The organism is Oxynema mangrovii CENA135 (assembly GCF_016632315.1).
In the GTDB taxonomy this organism is placed as follows: domain Bacteria; phylum Cyanobacteriota; class Cyanobacteriia; order Cyanobacteriales; family Laspinemataceae; genus Oxynema; species Oxynema aestuarii.
In genome coordinates this window covers 1-1,906 of sequence record NZ_JAEOXH010000008.1, presented here as the reverse complement: position 1 = coordinate 1,906, position 1,906 = coordinate 1, and the positions used below count along the sequence as shown (strand labels likewise).

At 41.3% G+C, this 1,906-nt stretch carries 7 protein-coding genes; 5 read left to right on the top strand and 2 right to left on the bottom strand.

The window, feature by feature from the left end; all coding sequences use genetic code 11:
* The 4 genes from JJD41_RS25910 to JJD41_RS25905 form a co-directional block, all read left to right on the top strand.
* A partial coding sequence (locus JJD41_RS25910; protein WP_375340848.1) for an NACHT C-terminal alpha/beta 1 domain-containing protein occupies positions 1-129 on the top strand: 129 nt, incomplete at its 5' end.
* Between the two features lie 58 nt (positions 130-187).
* Positions 188-409, top strand: a complete 222-nt coding sequence (locus tag JJD41_RS24480) for a hypothetical protein (RefSeq protein ID WP_200670487.1) — start codon at positions 188-190, stop codon at positions 407-409.
* Positions 406-840 (top strand): PIN domain-containing protein, encoded by a 435-nt coding sequence (locus JJD41_RS24475; protein WP_234489173.1) that lies wholly within the window; start codon positions 406-408, stop codon positions 838-840. Before JJD41_RS24480 ends, JJD41_RS24475 begins: the two co-directional genes overlap by 4 nt.
* A gap of 34 nt (positions 841-874) precedes the next feature.
* The gene (locus JJD41_RS25905; protein ID WP_375340847.1) at positions 875-1,126 is read left to right on the top strand and encodes an NACHT C-terminal alpha/beta 1 domain-containing protein; all 252 of its coding nucleotides are present in this window, start codon (positions 875-877) and stop codon (positions 1,124-1,126) included.
* Between the two features lie 12 nt (positions 1,127-1,138).
* Here JJD41_RS25905 and JJD41_RS24470 read toward each other — a convergent pair whose 3' ends face one another.
* Together JJD41_RS24470 and JJD41_RS24465 are read right to left on the bottom strand one after the other, a co-directional pair.
* Positions 1,139-1,414 carry a DUF5615 family PIN-like protein gene (locus tag JJD41_RS24470; protein WP_234489172.1) on the bottom strand — a complete coding sequence of 92 codons (276 nt, stop codon included), beginning with the start codon at positions 1,412-1,414 and terminating at the stop codon, positions 1,139-1,141.
* 61 nt (positions 1,415-1,475) lie between these two features.
* Positions 1,476-1,709, bottom strand: coding sequence for a DUF433 domain-containing protein (locus JJD41_RS24465; protein WP_200670486.1), 234 nt, complete (start codon positions 1,707-1,709; stop codon positions 1,476-1,478).
* Positions 1,710-1,758: 49 nt separating this feature from the next.
* On the opposite strand from JJD41_RS24465, the gene JJD41_RS25900 reads away from it, so the two are divergent.
* A partial coding sequence (locus tag JJD41_RS25900; RefSeq protein ID WP_375340846.1) for a hypothetical protein occupies positions 1,759-1,906 on the top strand: 148 nt, incomplete at its 3' end.

Sequence of the window (1,906 nt, the reverse complement as noted above, 5' to 3'; positions counted from 1 at the left end):
GAAAAACTCACCGGGGTCATTGCCGTTGCCTTCCTCACCGACGACCCCCTAGAAGCGCCGTTAAAAGGGTTTCCGCCCAATCAACCGAATCTGATATCAGCCATTCAAACCTGGTTAGAGGAGATTTGAGGATTTGCATTTTTTAGGTTAAAATATCCATAGTTTTATAGACAAAAGAAGGTTGAGAATGGTTAACTCCTTTGAATTTAAAGCGCAAATTAAGCAAGGTATGATAGAAATTCCGCCTGAATATCAACAAAATATTCAAGAAGGAAGTGACGTTAAAGTGATTATTGTTTCAGAAGAAACAGCCAAGCCCAGACTAATGGATCAATTAGCAAAACAACCTATTAGTGTTAAAGGGTGGAGCAAACTAACCAGAGAGGAAATTCACGAAAGAAAATCATGATTCCTCAAACAATATTTATTGATTCTAATATCTGGTTATATCGTTTCTTAGCGGATCAAGACCAAAATCCCCAGGAAGATGCTAGAAAACGCAAAATAGCCGTTTCATTAACCAACCTAAACAATATCGTAGTCAGTACACAGGTTATTAATGAGACTTGCTCGGTTTTAAGGAAAAAAGTTAATTTTTCTGAAACCCAAATTATTCAACTGATTGAAGAATTTGAACAACAATGTCAAGTGATAAATGTAACAACGGCTATTCTGAAAAGAGCATCCCAATTGAGAATGAATTACCATCTATCTTTTTGGGATGGATTAATAGTCGCCAGTGCTTTATCTGGTAATGCAAACATTCTTTATTCAGAAGATATGCAAGATGGTTTAATTGTAGAGCATCAATTAACTATCATTAATCCTTTCAAAATCTAGTTTCTCAAAGCCGAATTAACATTTTTGAGGCTAAATACCCCCTGCACCCTCGCAACGCCGCCACCTGAAACCACTGCAACGCCGCCAACTCCTCCCCCACCGCGCCCTCCTCCTCACAGACTGCCAACATCCCACCCCGGAACTCATCACCTTCTGTGAAAAACTCACCGGAGTCATTGCCGTTACCTTCCTCACCGACGCACCCCTAGACGCGCCGTTAAAAGGCTTTCCGCCGAATCAACCGAATCTGATATCTGCCATTGAAGCTTGGTTAAAGGAGATTTGAGGATTTGCGTTTTTAAGGAGTATTCGTAATTTCCACAATCATTTCCCCTTGGCGCAATTGCTCTAACGCATCAGATAAAGTCGCCGTCAACAATTGTCGCAAGTTGCGGTTAGTGACATTACCACAAGTGAGCCATAAAATTTGAGGAGGCGATCCTAAACGACATACCAAATCGATGAAATCACTGTCTTTCGTCATAATCACAACATTTTCAGCCTGTGCTGCTGCAAAAATTTCGATATCTTGAGCATCTCGAAGTCCTAAATCTCGCAATGCGATCGCTTCCAAACCAAAGGTTTCTGTTAGCCAATTGGCTAATGTGGGGGCAGTTGAGCATCGATCCAAATCTTCATGCGGTTAGTCTGGGAAAATCAGTACGTCGTGCAGCAAAGATCAAACAAGCCTGAATATCCGCTAGTTCTAGATCGGGAAAGTCCTCTAAAATTTCAGGAATGCTAACATTTTCTGCCAACATTTCTAAAATATCCGTGACTCGAATTCGCATTCCTCGAATACAGGGACGACCGCCACATTGACCGGGATTTTGCGTAATTCGGTTCAGTAATTCAGGCGTTGAACTCATAAAAATTTTAAAATTTTTAGGCTAAATGAGTGATTGGTTTGTCTAATTAATTATAGCCGAGAATTTTACTAACTATAACCTCATCTGGAACTGTGCCGAAAATCTCCTCTATCCCCCATTTTATCAAGCATGGCACAATCCCGCGTCCTCCTCCTCACCGACTGCCAACATCCCACCCCGGAACTCATCACCTTCTG